The organism is Actinomadura spongiicola (assembly GCF_003432485.1).
GTDB classification, from domain to species: domain Bacteria; phylum Actinomycetota; class Actinomycetes; order Streptosporangiales; family Streptosporangiaceae; genus Spirillospora; species Spirillospora spongiicola.
Window position 1 is genome coordinate 427,082 of the sequence record NZ_QVNQ01000004.1, and the last position, 17,862, is coordinate 444,943.

Below are 17,862 nucleotides of genomic sequence, written 5' to 3' on the forward strand. Positions count from 1 at the left end.
ACGACCACAGTAGAAGATCGCGTTCAGCGGTTGCGGCCGCCCGCGGTGGCCTTCAAATAGTCGTGGTTGAGGCGCCCGATGACGTCGAGGGGGATGCCCTTCGGGCAGGCGACGGTGCACTCGCCGGTGTTGGTGCAGCCGCCGAAGCCCTCCTCGTCGTGGGTGTCCAGCATGGACACGACGCGGTCCCAGCGTTCCGGCTGACCCTGCGGCATCAGCCCGAGGTGGGTGATCTTGGCGCCGAGGAACAGGGCGGCGGAGCCGTTCGGGCAGGCCGCGACGCAGGCGCCGCAGCCGATGCACTCGGCGGCCTCGAACGCCTGGTCGGCGTCCGGCTTCGGGACGGGCGTCGCGTGCGCCTCGGGCGCCGTGCCGGTCGGTGCGGTGATGAAGCCGCCCGACTGGATGATCCGGTCGAACGCCGAACGGTCGACGACGAGGTCCTTCACCACCGGGAAAGCCGAAGCGCGCCACGGTTCGACGTCGATGACCTCGCCGTCCTTGAACTTGCGCATGTGGAGCTGGCACGTGGTGGTGTTGCGTTCGGGGCCGTGCGGGGTGCCGTTGATGACGAGGGAGCACATGCCGCAGATGCCCTCGCGGCAGTCGTGGTCGAACGCCACCGGCTCCTCGCCGGACGCGATGAGCTTCTCGTTGAGGACGTCCAGCATCTCCAGGAACGAGGCGTCGGGGGAGACGTCGTCGAGTTCGTACTCGACCATCCGGCCCTTGTCCTCAGGGTTGCTCTGACGCCAGACGCGCAGGGTGAGCTTCACTTGTACGACCTCTGAGTCGGCTTGACGTATTCGAAGTTGAGGGCCTCCCTGTGGAGGACGGGCGGCGCGCCTTCCCCGGCCCACTCCCAGGCGGCGACGTAGGAGAAGGCGTCGTCGTCGCGCTTGGCCTCGCCGTCCTCGTCCTGGCTCTCGGCGCGGAAGTGGCCGCCGCAGGACTCGGTGCGGTGCAGCGCGTCGACGACCATCAGCTCGGCCAGCTCGAAGAAGTCGGCGACGCGGCCGGCCTTCTCCAGTTGCTGGTTGAGCTCCTCGCCCTTGCCGGTGACCTTGACGCGTTCCCAGAACTCGGCGCGCAGGGCCGGGATAAGGTCGAGCGCCTTGCGCAGCCCCTCCTCGGTGCGCTCCATGCCGCAGTACTCCCACATGATGTGGCCGAGTTCGCGGTGGAACGAGTCGACGGAACGGTCGCCGTCCACCGCCAGGAGCTTGTCGATGCGCGTCCGCACCCTCTCCTCCGCCTCGGTGACGGCCGTGTCGGCGACCGGGCCGAGGTTGTTGCGGGCGATGTAGTCGTTGATGGTGTTCGGCAGGACGAAGTAGCCGTCCGCGAGGCCCTGCATCAGCGCGGACGCGCCGAGCCGGTTCGCGCCGTGGTCGGAGAAGTTCGCCTCGCCGATGACGAACAGCCCCGGGATGGTGGACTCCAGGTCGTAGTCCACCCACAGCCCGCCCATCGTGTAGTGGACGGCCGGGTAGATGCGCATCGGCGTCTCGTACGGGTTCTCGCCGGTGATGCGCTCGTACATCTCGAAGAGGTTGCCGTACTTGGCCTCGACCTTGTCGCGGCCGAGCCGTTCGATCGCGTCGGCGAAGTCGAGGTAGACGCCGAGACCGCCGGGGCCGACGCCGCGTCCCTCGTCGCACACGTTCTTCGCCGCGCGGGACGCGATGTCACGCGGGACGAGGTTGCCGAACGACGGGTAGATGCGCTCCAGGTAGTAGTCGCGATCGCCCTCGGGGATGTCGCCGGGAGCGCGGGTGTCGCCGCGCTCCTTCGGCACCCACACGCGGCCGTCGTTGCGCAGCGACTCCGACATGAGGGTCAGCTTGGACTGGTGGTCGCCGCTGACCGGGATGCACGTCGGGTGGATCTGCGTGTAGCACGGGTTGGCGAACAGGGCGCCGTGCCGGTGGGCGCGCCAGGACGCGGTGACGTTCGAGCCCATCGCGTTCGTGGACAGGAAGTACACGTTGCCGTAGCCGCCGGACGCCAGCACCACCGCGTCGGCGGTGTGGTGCCTGATCTCCCCGGTGATGAGGTTCCGGACGACGACGCCGCGGGCCCGCCCGTCCTCCATGATGAGGTCGAGCATCTCGTGCCGCGGGTACAGCTCCACGTTCCCGGCCTCGACCTGCCGCATCAGGGCCTGGTAGGCGCCGAGGAGGAGCTGCTGGCCGGTCTGCCCGCGGGCGTAGAAGGTGCGGGAGACCTGCGTCCCGCCGAACGAGCGGTTGTCGAGCAGGCCGCCGTACTCGCGGGCGAACGGGACGCCCTGCGCGACGCACTGGTCGATGATGTTCCGGGAGATGTCGGCGAGCCGGTACACGTTCGACTCGCGGGACCGGAAGTCGCCGCCCTTGACCGTCTCGTAGAACAGCCGGTACACGCTGTCGCCGTCGTTGCGGTAGTTCTTGGCGGCGTTGATGCCGCCCTGCGCGGCGATCGAGTGGGCGCGGCGCGGGGAGTCCTGGAAGCAGAACTGGACGACCTGGTAGCCGGCCTCGGCGAGCGTCGCGCCGGCGGACCCGCCGGCCAGACCCGTGCCGATGATGATGATCTTCTTCTTGCGCTTGTTGGCCGGGTTGACCTGCTTGGCCTCGAACTTGCGGGTCGTCCAGCGGTCCTCGATGGGGCCGGCCGGCGCCTTGGTGTCGGCGATCGGTTCGCCGGTCGTGTAGAAGTCGTCCATGGTCAGCTCACCCACCCGAATGTGATGGACAGGGGGACGGAGACGAAGCCGAGCGTCACGAGCGCGGCGACGGTGGCGGCGAGGCCCCGCAGGGCCCGGTCGCGACGGGGGTTGCGCAGGCCGAGGGTCTGGAACGCGCTCCAGATGCCGTGGTGGAGGTGCAGGCCGACGAGCGCGACCGCGAGGACGTACCAGACGGTGATGTACCAGCGGGACGGGTCGAAGTCGGCGACCATCCGCTCGTACGGGGTGGCGTCGGAGCCCTTGGGGTTCACGACGAAGAACGTCAGGTCCAGCAGATGCCAGACGACGTACACGGCGATGATGACGCCGCCGTACCGCATGGTGCGGACCGCGTAGCCCTGCGCGTGCGACTTCTTCTTCGACTGGTACTTGACGGGCCGCGCGGCGGACGCGCGCCGGGCGAGCGACACCGCCGACCACATGTGCAGGACGACCGAGACCCCGAGCACGACCTCGATGAGCGTGAGGACGGTGCGGCGCGGCACCGCGGGCTCGCCGATCGTGCGCAGCCAGTGCGCGTAGTGGTTGAAGTCCTCCGCCCCGAGGAAGATCTTCAGATTCCCGACCATGTGCGCGATCAGGTACAGCACGAGGATGCCGCCGGTCACGGCCATGACGGCCTTCTTGCCGACGGTCGATCGGTAGATCGCGGGTATCGCTACAGCCACATCGCGAACGCTACGTCTGCCTGGGGAAAGAGTTCCAAGTCATCAGAGAACTCGATTCGATAGCCGCAGGCTATGAAGCAAGGAGAACGGGCGTTGTGGGCGTTCCCGGACGAACGGGTAGGTGAGTGACGTCACAGAACGTCCGGGAACTCACCCGGAGAGTGATCCGAACGACGTTGACGGCGCGGAACCATCCCGGACGGACCGAGGTCGTGCCAGGTCAGGGGCGTCCGGGCGGGGGCGGGCTGGGGCGCGCGCCCGCCGTCCGGGACAGCAGCAGGATCGCCAGGTCGTCGGTCAGCGCGTCGCCGTTGAGGCGTTCGACGTCGCCGACGAGCTCGTCGATGAGGGACCGGCCGGTGGTGCCCTTGCCGCGTGCGGCGCGGGCCAGTTCGACGAGGCCGTCGGTGCCGAGCCGGTCCGCGCCCTCGCCGACCCGCCCTTCGATCAGGCCGTCGGTGTAGAGCATCAGGCTCCATGACTCGCCGAGGTCGATCTCGGTGGTCGGCCATTCCGCGCCGGGCACCAGGCCGAGCGCGGGGCCGTGCGCGTACTCGGGCAGCGCCGTCACCTCGAACGCGTCCCTCGCCGACAGGCCGTCGCCCGGCGTCTCGCGGAAGAGCAGCGGCGCGGGATGGCCCGCCAGGTGCATCCGCGCGGTCCGCCGCGACGGCGCGATGGTGATCATGCAGAGTGTGGTGAAGATCTCCTCGCTGCGCCGCTCGTGACCGAGGACGGTGTCGAGGGTGCCGAGGAGTTGCTCGCCGGTGTGTCCGGCCAGCACGAGCGTCCGCCACGCCATCCGGAGCTGGACGCCGAGCGCCGCCTCGTCCGGGCCGTGCCCGGCGACGTCCCCGATCATCAGGTGGACGGCGCCGCCCTCGGTCTGCACCGTGTCGTAGAAGTCGCCGCCGAGCAGCGCCCGGCGGCGTCCCGGCCGGTAGCGGGTGTGGTGGCGCAGCGACGGGTCGTCGATCAGCGGGACGGGCAGCAGGCCGCGTTCCAGCCGGGCGTTCTCGCGGCCGAGGATGCGGGCCTCGACGAGCCGCCGCTCGGTCTCCTCCGAACGTTTGCGCTCGATCGCGTAGCGGATGGCGCGTGCCAGAAGCGGCGCGTCGACCTCCTGTTTCACCAGGTAGTCCTCGGCGCCCGCGGCGACGGCCCGGACGCCGAGATGCGCGTCGTCCAGCCCGGTGAGGACGACGACCGCGGCCGACCCGGACAGGGCCAGCACCTGCCGCAGCCCGTCGAGGCGGTCGATGCCGGGGGTGGACAGGTCGACGAGGATGCACTGGGTGCGTCGCGTCGCCGCGCGCCTGGCGGCGGCGAGGTCACCGGCGACCGTGATACCGACGTCCATGCCGCTCTCGGCGAGCATCTTCTCGACCTTGAGGACGTCGGAGGGGTCGTCGTCGATGAGGAGCAGGTCGATCCTGTCCTCGGCCCCGGGCGTGTACGGGTGCGTCTGATGACTGATGGTGCTCACAACGGCTTCCGAAGTCGGGCTTGCGACGGCTGAAGGCTCTCGTCCGGTTCGACCAACCCGTTCCAGGACCTGGGCGTTTTTACCTCCCGCAACCGAGAACATTCACTTTGGCAACGGCCTGGATGTTCCGCCGTGTTCCTGCGGCCGCAGGGAGCGGTGGGCCGCGCCGGGGAAGCGGCGTTCGGCCTAGCCGCCGAGGTCCCGGCTCATGGAGCGGTGGAGCGGCGCTCCGTCGATCCGACCTTAGCGTGTCCCCACCGCACCGCGCACCCCCAGCGCGCATCCAGAGTAGTGGTTGCGGACTGTCCGTAACCGAGACTTCGCACCGAAAAACCAGTCGAAGTCCGGACGATCAGCCGCATAACCTTCGCCCGTGAAGTCGTTGCCGGTGAAAGATCCTGACGGCGCCGACCATCGATCCCCAGCGCGCTACCTGCTGTGGCTGCTGCGCGTCCAGTGGCGCAGCAGCGCCGCGGGCGCGCTGCTCGGCGTGATCTGGATGCTCAGTCAGGCGTTGATGCCCGCCGCGATCGGCCGCGCCATCGGCGACGGCATCGTGGCGAAGGACGAGCGCGCCCTGCTGGCCTGGGGCGGTGTGCTGCTCGCCCTCGGCGTCGTGCAGGCCGTGACGGGCGTCCTCCGGCACCGGTCCGCCGTGTACAACTGGCTGGCGGCCGCGTACCGGACGCTCCAGCTCGTCACCCGGCAGGCCACCCGGCTCGGCGGGACGCTGCCGAAACGGCTGAGCGCGGGTGAGGTGGTCAGCGTCGGCCTGTCGGACGTCTCCCACATCGGCGACACCCTCGACATCGTCGCCCGGGGGTCGGGCGCCATCGTCGCGATCGTCGTCGTCGCGGGCATCCTGCTGTCGACCTCACCGCCGCTCGGCCTGATCGTGCTGGTGGGCGTTCCGCTGATCCTCGCCCTCGCGGCGCCGCTGCTGCGCCCCTACCGGGACCGGGAACTCGAACACCGCGAGCTCGTCGGCGAGCTGAGCACGCACGCCACCGACGTGGTCGCGGGCCTGCGGGTGCTGCGCGGCATCGGCGGCGAGGCGCTGTTCTCCGGCCGGTACCGCGCCGAGTCGCAACGGGTGCGCGCGGCGGGCGTGGCGGCGGCGCGGGCCGAGACGCGGCTGAGCGGCGCCGAGGTGCTGCTCCCCGGGCTGCTCATCGCCCTGGTGACCTGGGGCGGCGCCCGGTTCGCCGTGAACGGCACGATCGGCGTGGGCGAGCTGGTCGCCTTCTACGGCTACGCGGTGTTCCTGATCGTCCCGCTGAAGACCCTCGGCGAGGCCGCGGGCAAGATCACCAAGGGGTTGGTGGCGGCGGGCCGGGTCACCACGCTGCTGAACCTCGACCCCGAACTGCCGGACACCGGGACGGCCCGTCCGGACGCCGACGCCGACCTGATCGACCTGGAGTCCGGGCTGGTCGTGCGGCCCGGACGGTTCACGGCGGTCGCGGCGGCCGAGCCGCGCGACGCGCAGGCGCTCGCCGACCGGCTCGGCCGGTGGACGCCCGGCGAGGTCGACTTCGGCGGCGCCGCGCTGCACGACGTCGCGGACGTCCGGAAGCGGATTCTCGTGGCCGTGAACGAGGACCGGCTGTTCTCCGGAACCCTGGCCGCGTGCCTGGCGCCGGACGGTGACCCGGAGGCGGACCGGGCCGTGCTGGAGTCGGCGATCCACGCCGCGTGCGCCGAGGACGTCGTCGCGTCCTCCGGGCTGGACGCGCATGTCGCGGAGGCCGGGCGGGAGTTCTCCGGCGGGCAGCAACAGCGGCTCCGCCTCGCCCGCGCCCTCGCCGCCGACCCGGACGTCCTCGTCCTCGTGGAGCCGACCAGCGCCGTGGACGCGCACACCGAGGCGCGCATCGCCGACCGGCTCGGCCCGGCTCGCGCGGGACGCGCCACCGTGGTGTGCACGACGAGCCCGCTGATGCTGGACCGCGCCGACCACGTCGCCTTCGTCCAGGACGGCCGGGTCGTGGCGGAGGGCGCGCACCGCGACCTGGTGAAGACCGAGCCGCGCTACGCGGCCACCGTGACCCGGGGAGAGGCGGCGGAAGCCGCGGAGAGGACGGAAACGTGAGCGCCGAGGCACTTCCGGTCGCGACGACCGCGCAGGTGCGCGCGTACGCGCGGCGCCTCGTCGTCCGGCATCCGCGCGACCTCGCCGGGGTGCTGGCCCTGCACGCCCTGGCCGCCGTGACGGGCCTGGTGACGCCGCGGCTGCTCGGCGCGCTCGTCGAGGACGTCCGTGACGGCCGCGCCGACGTCGACACCACCGGCCTCGCCATCGCCGCGTTCGTTATCGTTCAGGGGGTGCTGACCAGGTACGCCTATTTCGCTTCGGCGCGGCTGGGCGAGAAGGTCCTCGCGGAGTTGCGGGAGGAGTTCGTCGACCGCGTCCTGGCGCTGCCGCTGTCGAGGGTCGAGCGGGCGGGCACCGGTGACCTGGTGACCCGCGCGTCCCGGGACGTGGACACGCTCGGCACGTCCGTCCGGTACGCCATGCCGGAGACGCTCGTCGCGATCGTCGTCGCCGGGTGCACCATCGGCGCGCTGCTGCTGACCGGCCCGCTCGTCGCGCTGCCCGCGCTGATCTCGGTCCCGATCCTGTGGGCGGTGACGCGCTGGTACCTGCCCCGCGCGCACGGCGGCTATCTGCGGGAGAACGAGTCGTGGTCGCAGATCGCGGACGGGCTGACCGAGACCGTCCAGGGCGCCAGGACCGTCGAGGCGCTCGGCCTCGCCGAACGGCGCCACGCCCGCGGCGACGCCGACATCGCGAACTCCTACAGGGCGGAGCGGTACACGCTGCGGCTGCGCACGGTGCTGTTCCCCATCGCCGAACTGGGGTTCGTGCTGCCGGTCGTGGCGACCCTGGTGGTCGGCGGCCTCCTCTACATCAACGGGATGGCGTCGCTCGCGCAGGTGACCGCCGCGACCCTGTACGCGCAGCTGCTCGTCGGGCCGATGGACACGCTGCTGTCCTGGCTGGACGAACTCCAGCTCGGCGGCGCGTCCCTCGCCCGTCTCCTCGGGGTCGGCAACGTTCCGCCCGACCGTACGCCGAACGGGCGGCGGCCGGAGGGGGAGCGGCTGGCGGCGCGGGACGTCCGCTACGCGTACCGTCCCGGCCGGGACGTCCTGCACGGTGTCGACCTCGACCTGCGCCCGGGTGAACGGCTCGCGATGGTGGGGCCGAGCGGCGCGGGCAAGTCGACGCTCGGCCGCCTGCTCGCGGGCGTGGACGGCCCGCGCTCCGGAACCGTGAATCTGGGTGACGACGGCGGGGTGCCGCTGGTCGAACTGCCGCTGGACGAGCTGCGCGGCCATGTCGCCCTGGTCACGCAGGAACATCACGTGTTCCGCGGCACGCTCCGCGAGAACCTCGTGATGGCGCGGCCGGGAGCGTCCGACGCCGACATCGAGCGGGTCCTCGCGGCGGTCGGCTGGGACGGCCCGGGGCTGTCCACGGTCGTCGGCTCCGGCGGCGAGACGCTGTCGCCCGCGCAGGCGCAGCAGCTCGCGCTGGCCCGGCTCGTCCTCGCCGACCCGCACACGCTGGTCCTGGACGAGGCGACGTCGCTGCTCGACCCGCGTGCGGCCCGGCGTCTGGAACGGTCGCTCGCCGCCGTCCTCGACGGCCGGACCGTCGTCGCGATCGCCCACCGCCTCCACACCGCGCACGACGCCGACCGCGTCGCCGTGGTGGAGGACGGCCGCGTCACCGAACTCGGCACCCACGACGAGCTCATCGCCGCGAACGGCTCGTACGCGGCGCTCTGGAGGTCGTGGCACGGCGGCTGAACACGTCCGCCGTGCCACGCGGTTCCGGTCAGGGGCGCGTCACCGCGTCACGTGGAGGCGGTGCGCGTGGAGGCGACGGGCGCGGACGGCCCGGACGTGGCCGCCCGCTCGATGATGATCATCTTCTCCTCCAGGGTGGCGGGCACCGAGCGGACTCCGGCCTCGACGCCCCCGGCGGCCAGCACGTCGCGTACCCGCTCCGGCGGTGTGTCCGCGACGCGGACGCGCCGACCGGCGAGGGTGACGGGCAGCCCCGCCGCGTCGAGCACGGCGAAGGCGCGCGACCAGTCGGCGGCCGGGTCGACCTCGGCGGCGGTGGTGGAGCCGATGATGTCGGCGTCGCTTCCGGCCGCGACCCGCCGCCCGCGCGACATCAGCACCAGCCGGTCGCACTGCTGCGCCTCCTGCATGTAGTGCGTGGTGACGAGCACGCCGACGCCCCGCTCGGCCTGGACGTGGATGGTGTCCCACAGCCGGGTCCGCGACAGCGGGTCCACACCGGACGTCGGCTCGTCGAGGATGAGCAGGCCGGGCTCGTGACCGAGGGCCGCCTCGAACGCCAACCGGCGCTGGAGACCGAGCCCGATGTCGCCGACGAGCCGTCCGCCCGCCTCCGGCGCCACCTTCGACGTCTCCGGCAGGCCGTTGTGCGCGAAGGCGTGCGCGACGAAGTCGAGGTTCTCCACGGCGGTCAGGTCGGTGTACAGGCCGAGGCCCTGCGGGACGTAGCCGAGCCGGACGCGGGTCTCCCGGGACGGCGGGCGCCCGAACAGCCGGATCGTCCCCTCGGATGGGAGCACGAGACCCAGCAGCATCCTGATCAGGGTGGTCTTGCCGGCGCCGTTGGCGCCCAGCAGCCCGACGATCTCCCCGGCCTCGACGGTCATCGTCACGTCGTCGACGGCGGTGAAGTCGCCGAAGCGGCGGGTGACCCCGTCGGCGTGGGCCAGCGGTTCGCTCACCGGGACCCCCTCTCGTTGCCATCGGCCGTGTGTCGGGCGTGGATCGCGGCGGCGACCACGGCGTCCTCCATGTCCGGGGAGATCGGCTGTTCGTCCGGTCGTGGCGGTCCGGGATGCCAGGCGTGGAAGATCCGTCCGCGCCGCCAGGCCAGATCCGGGTCGGGCGGCGTGCGGACGGCGGTGATCGTGCCGGGGACGCCGGCGATGACCTCGTCGGGCGTGCCGGACCGCAGGGTGCGCCCGGCGTCCAGCACCAGCACGGTGGCGCAGCGCTCGGCCTCGTCCAGGTAGGTGGTGGCGAGCGCGACCGCGGTGCCGTCGACGGCGGTCTGGCTGATCAGCCGCCACAGGTCGATGCGGCTGACCGGGTCGATCCCGGTGCTCGGCTCGTCCAGCAGGAGCAGCCGCGGCCGGTGCAGCATCGCCGCCGAGAACGCCAGCTTGTGCAGCATCCCGCCGGACAGGTTCCCCGCGCGCCTGCCCAGGACGTGCGCGAGCCCGGCGGGCTCCAGGAGCGCGTCGCGGCGCCGCTGGAACTCCTTGCCGCGGATGCCGTGGGCGGAGCCCACGAACTCCATGTTCTCCGCGACGGTCAGGTCGCGCCACACGCCGGTCGCGGCCGGCATGTACCCGATCTCGCGCCGGGACGGCGCGGCGACCCGGCCCGACCGCGGCCGGGCCGCGCCGGTGAGGCAGCGCAGCAGCGTGGTCTTGCCCGCGCCGTCACCGCCGACGACGGCGGCGACCTGCCCCGCCGGGACCTCCAGGGTCACCTCGTCCAGCGCGAGGTGGCGGCCGTGGGCGACGGTCACGCCCCACGCTCCCCACTCCTCGCCGCGGCTCATCGCGCACCCGCCAGCGGCGCGGTGCGCTCCGGCCCGGACGGCGGCGTCGCCCGCCGCCGTGGCGCCAGGTCGCGGCGGAAGCGCAGGACGGCGGCGGTGAACACGAGCGTCGCCATGCCCGCCAGCACGACCAGCGGTATCCACTGCGCGGAGATCGGCGCGGCGCGCAGCATGGTGCCGTTGGCGATCTGGATGAAGTAGGTCAGCGGGAGCAGGTAGCCGATCCAGCGCACGCCCGCGGCCATCGACTCCAACGGGAAGATCATTCCGGAGAGGAGGATCTGCGGGAGCATCGTCATCAGGGCGAGCTGGGTGGCCTGCCCCTGGTTCTGCGACACCGTGGAGATCAGCACCCCGATGCCGAGGACGGTGAACAGGAACAGCGCGCCGCCCACGACGAAGATGAGCGGCGACCCGATGAAGGGCACGTCGAACAGCAGGGAGCCGACCACGGCGACGATGACCATGTCCACGGCCGCCAGCACGAAGTACGGCGCGATCTTCCCGACGATCACGTCGGACGGGCGGAACGGCATGACCGCGAGCTGCTCCAGCGTCCCGGCCTGCCGCTCGCGCACCAGCCCGATGCTGGTGATGATCGTGCCGATGAAGGTGAGGATCATGCCGATCAGGGCCGGGACCATCACCCAGGACGTCTTCAGGTCGGGGTTGTAGAGGACGTCCGGTCGGAGCCGCCCGTCGCTCTTCGCCGCGGCGGCCACCGCGGTCTGGGCGGAGAACAGTTGGGATCCGTCCACCAGGGCGGTGCTGGGCCCCGTCCCGGTCACCACGACGACGTCGGCGTCGCCGTCTCTGAGCATGTCGCGGGCCGCGGCCTCGTCCGCCGCGGGGTCCACCCCCTCGACGTCGAAGGGCCCGCGCAGCTCCGCTGCGACCTGGTCGGCCCGCGGCCCGACGACCCGGGTGGATATGTCGTTCACGTTGAAGCTGGCCGCGTATCCGAACACCACCAGCAGTACCAGCGGCAACACGATGATCATTGCCATCGTGCGCCGGTCCCTGCGCAGTTCCAGGAACTCCTTGACGATCATCGCCCACATGGGTGAGCCTCCGTTCCGCGGTGGCGCGCCCGGGCGGCTCGAAGGGAGCCGGCCGGAGGCGTTCCCCGAGAATTGGCCACGTGATGGAATCACGATAAACCAAACCTATAGTGGAGTACAGCAGCGCTGGTGGAGGGGGACATGCAGAGGGACATGCAGAAGGACAGGGACGTTTCGGAGGACCTGGTGGAGACCGCGATCCGGGTGGCGGGGGAGCGTGGCGTGGACGTCGCCGACGTGCCGCTGTCCGTGCTCGCCGAGGCCGCGGGCGTGTCACGGAGCACCCTCGTCCGGCGGCTCGGGGGCACCAGGCGCACCCTGGACGAGGCGGTCCGCGCCGCGGGGGTGGATCCCGGCGGTCTGCCGGTCCGCGACCGCGCCGTCGCCGCCGCCGCGTCGATCATCGGCGAGCACGGGCTGGCCGCCGTGACGCTGGAGGCGGTCGCCGCCGAGGCCGGGTGCTCGCTGCCCAGCCTGCACGCCGTCTTCCAGGGCAGGGACGGCCTGCTGACCGCGGTGTTCGAGCGGTACCTGCCGCTGAACGAGGTGGAGGCCTTGATGGCCGACCCTCCGGCCACCGCCGAGGAAACGGTACGGGCGCTCCTGCGTACCTTCGCGGGCGGGTTCGTCCGGGAGCGGAGCGTGTTCCCCGCCGTGATGGCGGACGTCCTGGCCCGCCCCTCCGGGCCCGGACGTCACGTGTGGAGCCGCGCGGTACTGCCGAGAGTGCTCGGCAGCGTCGGCGTCTGGCTCTCCGAGCAGGCCCGGACCGGGCGGTTCAAGCCGCTTCCCGTGCCGATCCTCGCGCAACTGCTCGTCGGACCGCTCATGACGCACCTGCTGCTCCGCCCGACGCTGGAGCCCCTGTTCGGGTCGGAGATGCCCTCCGTCGACGCGACCGTCGACATGTTCGCCGACGCCTTCCTCGCGGCCGTCGCCCCGGAGACGCCGGGACGGGAGAACTGACGGGCCGCCGCGGCGGCGGCCCGTCTCCGCTCAGCGGGCCAGGGACGTCTTGAGGAAGTCGACCTGGAGGTGCATCAGGTTCTCGGCGACGATCTCCTGCGGCGTCATGTGGGTGACGCCCGACAGGGGCAGAACGGTGTGGGGACGTCCCGCCGCCAGCAGCGCCGACGACAGGCGGAGGGTGTGCGCCGCCACCACGTTGTCGTCGGCCAGCCCGTGAATGAGCATCAGCGGGCGTTTCAGCTCGCCCGCCATCTCGATGAGGGAGTTGGCCGCGTAGTTCTCCGGCTCCTCGTCCGGATGCCCCAGATACCGCTCGGTGTAGTGGGTGTCGTACAGGCGCCAGTCCGTGACCGGGGCGCCGGCGACGCCCGCGTGGAACACGTCCGGGCGGCGCAGCACCGCGAGGGCCGCGAGCCAGCCGCCGAACGACCAGCCGCGGATGCCGACACGGTCGAGGTCGAACGCGTCGGGATGCCGCCGCGCCGCCTCGATCAGCGCGGTGATCTGGTCCTCCAGGACCGGTTCGACGAAGTCGCCGCGGACGGCGCGGTCCCAGTCCGGGCCGCGCCCGGGGGTGCCGCGACCGTCGGCGATCACGACGGCGAAGCCCTGGTCGGCGAGCCACTGCGCCTCGTAGTAGGCGCGCCGCACGGCGAGGACCCGCTGCGCGTGCGGCCCGCCGTAGGGGTCCATGAGGACGGGCAGGCGCCCGTCGCCGCTCCGCCACCCCGTGGGCAGCAGCACCGCCGTGCGGATCTCCCGGTCGCCGCACCGCAGCAGCTCCACCCGGGGGGTGATCGCCGGCGTCTCGGCGAGCGACACGATCGGATGGGTGCCGGACGGCGTCCGCACCTCGACCTCCGTGCCGGGACGGTCCAGCCGCGCGCCCGTCACCACGGTGGTCTCGCCGCAGGCGGTGCCGCCGAAGACGCCCTGCCCCTCGGTGTGCCGGGCGACCTCCCCGCCGGCCCAGGAGTAGAGGTGGATCTCGGTGGGCTCCTCGGACGCGGTGAACAGGATCGACGCGCCGTTCACGCCGAGGACCGACCTGACCTGGAGGCCGCCGGGCGTGACGGGCGCCCCGGCGACGGTGAGCCGCCGCGTACCGGTCTCCCGGTCCTCGGTGACCCAGACGAGGTCGCCGGCGTTCGTCCTGGCGGGCAGTCCGGGCACGATGTCGGTCCACACCGGGTCGTGGTCGGTGTACAGGAGGGTCGTCTCGCCGCCCGCCGGATCGACGCTCAGCACCCGCTGGGACCGCTGGTCGCGCGGCTGGACGACGATCAGCAGCCCGTGCCGGTCCCAGCCCGCCGTGACGACGTAGGGGAACTCGCCGCGGTCCCACGCCACGGCCTTGCGGGCGTCCGGCCGCTCGTCGTCGACCTTGAACAGCACCAGGGACACCAGCGCGTTCGGGGTGCCCGCCGCCGGGTAGGCGATCTCGCTGGGCGGCGCCTGCGGGTTCGCGGGGTCGGCGACGTGCCAGCGCTGCACGGGCGTCTCGTCGACGCGGGCGGCCAGCAGCGTGCCCCCGTCCGGCGACCACCAGTAGCCGCGCATGCGGTTCATCTCCTCCGCCGCGACGAACTCGGCGAGACCGTAGGAGACCTGCTCGGACTCCGGCTGGACGAGGGCCCGGTCGCCGGTGCCGTCCATCTCGATGAGCCGCAGCGTCCGGCCCGACACGTAGGCGATACGGCGGCCCGCCGGGTCGGGGCGCGCGTCGAACACGGGCGCCCGCGCGGGCAGCTCGCGGACCAGCCCGGTGTCGAGGTCGGCGACGTAGAGGCGCCCGCCGAGGGTGAACGCCGCCTGCCGCATGGCCCGGTCGGTGGCGTAGCCGACGATGCCGCCCGCCTGCTCCCGGGCCCGTTCGCGGCGGGCCCGCTCCTCCGCGGGCAGGTTCTCCTCGCCGGGGACGTCCAGCGCCGCCGGGTCGGCGACGCACCGCTCCTCCCCGGTGGCGGTGTCCAGCGTCCACAGGCAGGTGACCGGGTCGTCGCCCGCCCTGGTGCGCAGGAACGCGACACGGGACTCGTCCGGCGCGATCTGGAAGGCGCGCGGGACACCGAGGCTGAACCTTCGCGTGCGGGCGCTCCGCCGCGGATAGCTGATGCTCATGGCATCCGAGTCTGCCAGCAGCGGTTCCCCCGGCGGCAGGACGGTGCGCGGCCGCGACGCACGGACGCCACCTCCCCTCTATGATCAAGGGCCCTCTATGATCACGGGTCGTCGCCCGGGCGGGCCGGGAATGTCACGTGCCCGAGTCCGGGCTCGCGTAAGCTCAAAGCTTCCCCAAGCACATCTGTCATCGCGGGCTGAGGAGTGGTCAATGCCGGAGCTGCAGCCGGGAGATCCCCGGCGGCTTGGCTCGTACGAGATCGTCGAACGGCTCGGCGAGGGCGGCCAGGGCGTCGTCTACGCCGGAATCGACGCCTCCGGGAACAAGGCCGCCATCAAGCTGCTGCGCGCCGACCTGGCCGCCGACGCGATGGCGCGCAACCGGTTCGTCCGGGAGGCGCAGGCCGCCAAGCAGGTGGCGCGGTTCTGCACCGCGCAGGTCCTGGAGGCCGACGTCGCGGGCGACCAGCCCTACATCGCCAGCGAGTACGTGCCCGGGCCCTCGCTGTTCAAGCAGGTCACCGACGGCGGGCCGATCTCGGGCGCGGCGCTGGAGCGGCTCGCGATCGGCACCGCGACGGCGCTGGTGGCGATCCACCAGGCCGGCATCGTGCACCGCGACTTCAAACCGCACAACGTGATCATGGCGCCGGACGGCCCGCGGGTCATCGACTTCGGCATCGCGCGGGCCTTCGACGCGGGCCAGACCAACGCGACCAAGGCGATCGGCACGCCGTCCTACATGGCGCCCGAGCAGGTGGCCGGCGCCACGCTCACCGAGGCCGTGGACGTGTGGGCGTGGGCCACCACGATGGTGTTCGCCGCCACCGGACGCCCGCCCTTCGGTGACGACACCGTCGTCGCGGTGATCAACAGGGTGATGCACGAGCCGCCGATGCTGGACGGCGTTCCGGGCGATCTGCACCGGCTGATCGCGGCGTGCCTGGCCAAGGAGCCGGAGCGGCGGCCGACCGCGCAGCAGATCATGATGGCGCTGATCGGGAGCGGTCCCGGCGGCGCCGGGCAGACCCGCATGGACGACCCCGCGCAGGCCACCACGATGCTCGCCGAGGGTTCCACGATCGCGGCGGGCGGTGTCGCCGCCGCCGGGATGATGGCGGCCGCGTCGCCGCCCGGAGGCGCGACCCGCCGCGTGTCGCCCGCCGAGTACACCGGACAGGTGCCTCCCGCGGGGCCCCCGTACGGCGCGGGGCGCGCCCCCTACGACGACTGGGAGCCCGAGCGCAAGTCCAAGCTGCCGATCATCGTGGCCGTCGCGGCCATCGCCGTCCTGGCGGTGGTCGTGGGGGTGTTCATGGCCAAGCAGGGCGACAACTCGCCGACCTCGCCCGTCTCGCCGTCGGTCACCGACTCTGGAACGGTCTCCGAGTCGCCGACGACCGAGGAGGAAGAGGAGCCGACGCCGACCCGCACCCGGACGCGGCAGAACACACCGCCGCCGGACACCGACACCCCGACCCCGCCGACCCGGACCGAGACACCGCCGCCGGACACCGACACGCCGACCCCGCCGACCTCGTCGCCGCCCGACGGCGGTGGAGGCGGCGGTGACGGCGGTGGCGGAGGCGACGGCGGTGGCGGCGGCGACGGGGGCGGCGGCGATGACCCGCCTCCCGGCGGCGTTCCCTGACCGGGGAGTTCCCCGCCGGGCAGGGCGGTCATCCACGCCGCCCCGCGCCCTGAGTAGGCTCGTTTCCTATGAAGGAGCCGCGGATCCTGTTCGTCCACGCCCATCCGGACGACGAGTCAATCGGGACCGGGGCGACCATGGCCAAGTACGCCGCCGAGGGAGCCCACGTCTGTCTTGTCACCTGCACGCTGGGCGAGGAGGGCGAGGTCATCCCCGAGGACCTGCGCCACCTGGCCTCGGACAAGGAGGACCGCCTCGGCGAGCACCGCATCGGCGAACTCGCCGCGGCGTGCGACGCGCTCGGCGTCAGCGACCACCGCTTCCTCGGCGGCCCCGGACGCTGGCGCGACTCGGGGATGATGGGCGCGCCCACGAACGACGACCCGCGCTGCTTCTGGCGCGCGGACGTCGGCGCGGCGGCGCCGGACCTCGCCGCCGTCATCCGGGAGGTCCGGCCGCAGGTGATCGTCACCTACGACGAGCGTGGCAACTACGGTCACCCCGACCACATCCAGGCGCACCGCGTGACCCGGCGGGCGTTCGAGCTGGCGGCCGACCCGTCCCACGAGGACGGCGCCGAACCGTGGCGGGTCGCCAAGTTCTACGCCTACGCCACGCCCCGGACCGTCCTCGCCCGCGCCATCGCGGTGATGCGGGAGGCGAAGCTGCCGTTCGCACGCGTCGCCGGGCTCGACGAGCTCGGCTCCGGTGTTCCGGACGGTCAGGTCACCACGGTCGTGGACGCCCGCGCCCACCTGCCCGCCAAGCTCGCCGCGCTGCGCGCCCACCGCACCCAGATCGTCGTGGCGCCCGAGCAGGTCGGGCCGTTCTTCGCGCTGTCGAACAATCTGGGCCAGCAGGCGTTCGGCACCGAGTACTACATCCTCCAGGCGGGCGAGCGCGGGCCGGTCGGGCCCGGTCGCCGTGAACCGGACCTGTTCGCGGGCCTGCCGGTGGCGCTCGGCCGACCGGCCGGTACCGGGGACGGAGCCCGGTAGCCTGAGGTTTGTGGACGACAACGACGAAACCCGGGTGAGCCTCGCCAAACAGAGGCTTTCCGTGGACGGCGAGCCCTCGCCGGGCGGACCGCCGGGCGGTTCGGGGAGTTCCGTCGCGTCGGACGCGATGGTGACCGGGGCCGCCTACGCCGTCCTCGGGGTGTTCGGCGCCCTGTTCGGCGTGGTCGGCTCGTTCGTCCAGATGTGGAGCGTCGACCGGGTCCCGGTCGCGTCGATCGTGCTCGTCCTGCTGCTGTTCGCGGCCGTGTGGCTGGCCGGCTGGGGGATGGGCGGCCGCACGGGACCCGTCATCATCACGGTCGCGTGGGTGATCGTCGTCTTCGTCCTGTCGAGCGGTGGGCCCGGCGGCGACCTGGCCATGCCCGCGGAACTCAGCGACAGGACCAACTACGCCGGGTACGTCTACATCATCGGCGGCCTGTCCGCGGCCGTGCTCGGAGTGCTGTGCGTCCGCCCGTCCGGGCCTTCGGGGCAGTGGCTCCTCGGCCGCGCGGGCCGCACCGAACGGTAACGGCCCGCGCGAACGGCGGCGC

General features: G+C 72.6%; 14 protein-coding genes. 6 read left to right on the forward strand and 8 right to left on the reverse strand.

Annotated features, from left to right (window positions below; all coding sequences use genetic code 11):
• Positions 1 to 23: 23 nt before the first annotated feature.
• The 4 genes from D0T12_RS14670 to D0T12_RS14685 form a co-directional block, all read right to left on the reverse strand.
• Entirely contained in the window at positions 24 to 776 is a 753-nt protein-coding gene (locus tag D0T12_RS14670; RefSeq protein WP_117400107.1) for a succinate dehydrogenase/fumarate reductase iron-sulfur subunit, read from the reverse strand.
• Positions 773 to 2,707 carry a fumarate reductase/succinate dehydrogenase flavoprotein subunit gene (locus D0T12_RS14675; protein ID WP_117400108.1) on the reverse strand — a complete coding sequence of 645 codons (1,935 nt, stop codon included), beginning with the start codon at positions 2,705 to 2,707 and terminating at the stop codon, positions 773 to 775. Before D0T12_RS14675 ends, D0T12_RS14670 begins: the two co-directional genes overlap by 4 nt.
• Positions 2,708 to 2,709: 2 nt before the next feature.
• Positions 2,710 to 3,399 (reverse strand): succinate dehydrogenase cytochrome b subunit, encoded by a 690-nt coding sequence (locus D0T12_RS14680; RefSeq protein ID WP_117400109.1) that lies wholly within the window; start codon positions 3,397 to 3,399, stop codon positions 2,710 to 2,712.
• A 220-nt stretch (positions 3,400 to 3,619) separates the two neighbouring features.
• A complete protein-coding gene (locus D0T12_RS14685; RefSeq protein ID WP_233526061.1) occupies positions 3,620 to 4,885 on the reverse strand; it encodes a PP2C family protein-serine/threonine phosphatase in 1,266 nt (421 codons plus the stop codon).
• A 373-nt stretch (positions 4,886 to 5,258) separates the two neighbouring features.
• On the opposite strand from D0T12_RS14685, the gene D0T12_RS14690 reads away from it, so the two are divergent.
• On the forward strand, positions 5,259 to 6,977 hold the full coding sequence (locus tag D0T12_RS14690; RefSeq protein ID WP_117400111.1) for an ABC transporter transmembrane domain-containing protein: 1,719 nt from the start codon (positions 5,259 to 5,261) through the stop codon (positions 6,975 to 6,977).
• Complete coding sequence (locus tag D0T12_RS14695; protein WP_117400112.1) at positions 6,974 to 8,701, forward strand: ABC transporter ATP-binding protein; 1,728 nt, start codon at positions 6,974 to 6,976, stop codon at positions 8,699 to 8,701. Before D0T12_RS14690 ends, D0T12_RS14695 begins: the two co-directional genes overlap by 4 nt.
• Positions 8,702 to 8,748: 47 nt before the next feature.
• Here the strand turns inward: D0T12_RS14695 and D0T12_RS14700 are convergent, their stop codons facing one another.
• From D0T12_RS14700 to D0T12_RS14710, 3 genes are read right to left on the reverse strand one after another with little or no spacing between them, the layout of a single operon-like run.
• Positions 8,749 to 9,663: an ABC transporter ATP-binding protein gene (locus D0T12_RS14700; protein ID WP_199487458.1), complete on the reverse strand. Its 915-nt coding sequence runs from the start codon at positions 9,661 to 9,663 to the stop codon at positions 8,749 to 8,751.
• Entirely contained in the window at positions 9,660 to 10,508 is an 849-nt protein-coding gene (locus D0T12_RS14705) for an ABC transporter ATP-binding protein (RefSeq protein ID WP_117400113.1), read from the reverse strand. Before D0T12_RS14705 ends, D0T12_RS14700 begins: the two co-directional genes overlap by 4 nt.
• A complete protein-coding gene (locus D0T12_RS14710) occupies positions 10,505 to 11,569 on the reverse strand; it encodes an ABC transporter permease (RefSeq protein WP_117400114.1) in 1,065 nt (354 codons plus the stop codon). Before D0T12_RS14710 ends, D0T12_RS14705 begins: the two co-directional genes overlap by 4 nt.
• Before the next feature lie 141 nt (positions 11,570 to 11,710).
• Between D0T12_RS14710 and D0T12_RS14715 the strand changes: the two genes are divergently transcribed.
• Positions 11,711 to 12,535 carry a TetR/AcrR family transcriptional regulator gene (locus tag D0T12_RS14715; RefSeq protein ID WP_233526062.1) on the forward strand — a complete coding sequence of 275 codons (825 nt, stop codon included), beginning with the start codon at positions 11,711 to 11,713 and terminating at the stop codon, positions 12,533 to 12,535.
• A gap of 30 nt (positions 12,536 to 12,565) precedes the next feature.
• On the opposite strand, the gene D0T12_RS14720 is transcribed toward D0T12_RS14715, so the two are convergent.
• Positions 12,566 to 14,659: a S9 family peptidase gene (locus D0T12_RS14720; protein WP_117400115.1), complete on the reverse strand. Its 2,094-nt coding sequence runs from the start codon at positions 14,657 to 14,659 to the stop codon at positions 12,566 to 12,568.
• A gap of 211 nt (positions 14,660 to 14,870) precedes the next feature.
• Between D0T12_RS14720 and D0T12_RS14725 the strand changes: the two genes are divergently transcribed.
• The 3 genes from D0T12_RS14725 to D0T12_RS14735 all read left to right on the forward strand — a co-directional run bounded on the left by D0T12_RS14725 (position 14,871) and on the right by D0T12_RS14735 (position 17,840).
• Positions 14,871 to 16,310 carry a serine/threonine-protein kinase gene (locus D0T12_RS14725; RefSeq protein WP_117400116.1) on the forward strand — a complete coding sequence of 480 codons (1,440 nt, stop codon included), beginning with the start codon at positions 14,871 to 14,873 and terminating at the stop codon, positions 16,308 to 16,310.
• 68 nt (positions 16,311 to 16,378) lie between these two features.
• Positions 16,379 to 17,308 carry an N-acetyl-1-D-myo-inositol-2-amino-2-deoxy-alpha-D-glucopyranoside deacetylase gene (gene mshB, locus D0T12_RS14730; protein WP_117400117.1) on the forward strand — a complete coding sequence of 310 codons (930 nt, stop codon included), beginning with the start codon at positions 16,379 to 16,381 and terminating at the stop codon, positions 17,306 to 17,308.
• A 10-nt stretch (positions 17,309 to 17,318) separates the two neighbouring features.
• Entirely contained in the window at positions 17,319 to 17,840 is a 522-nt protein-coding gene (locus tag D0T12_RS14735) for a DUF6113 family protein (RefSeq protein ID WP_117400118.1), read from the forward strand.
• Positions 17,841 to 17,862: the final 22 nt, after the last annotated feature.